The 665-nt window shown below is 81.1% G+C and carries 1 protein-coding gene; it reads left to right on the top strand.

Annotated elements, in window-relative coordinates:
• Window positions 1-242: 242 nt before the first annotated feature.
• On the top strand, window positions 243-665 hold a 423-nt coding region (locus tag D3105_RS34065), incomplete at its 3' end, for a hypothetical protein (protein ID WP_118906608.1).

Raw genomic sequence — 665 nt, forward strand, 5'->3', positions numbered from 1 at the left:
CTCGTGACCGGGGGAGTGGCGGGGCGCGGTCGGCCGCCTTCGGCGAGGGGCGCGCCGGTCGCTCCGGGCGGGGTGGCTTCGGCCGGCCCGGCGGGTGGCGCGTGGGCCGTGGCGGGCCAGTGGACTTTCGGGCGTGTCTCCGGCGGGGTCGGGGGAGTTGGGCACGGTGCGAAGCCTCGCTCCGGCGTCGCGGGCTCCACCCCTCGCCACGCTTCCGCTCCCTCGCCCCGGAGGTGCCCCTCGTGCGCCAGTTCCCCGCCCCTGTCCGCTGGGCAGCCGTCACCGCGCTGACGATCGCCGCGTCCACCGGCTGCATGAGCGTCGGCGAGGACGGCGCCGGAGGGCCGGGGCCCTCGCGGTCCGCAGGGCCGAAGGGTGCCGAGACCGATTCGGCCGGGAACACGATTCCCGGCTCCGGGCAGTCCGGAGGGCGTGGCGGGGGCGCCCACCCGCACTCGGACCGGGGCGTTCCCGGCAGCAGCCCGCGTCCCGACGCCTCCGGCGCCAAGCCGTCGGCAACCGCCAAGGACGCCCGCCCGGAACCGGCCGCCCCCGGCCGGCCCACCCGGGCCGGCGGCGGGGTGCCGCCCGCGCCGACGCCCTCGACGCCGGGGCCGGGGGAGCCGCCGCCGGTCACCCCTGAGCCGCCCGCCCCGCCGACGCCC

This window comes from Streptomyces globisporus, assembly GCF_003501885.1.
GTDB lineage: Bacteria > Actinomycetota > Actinomycetes > Streptomycetales > Streptomycetaceae > Streptomyces > Streptomyces globisporus_D.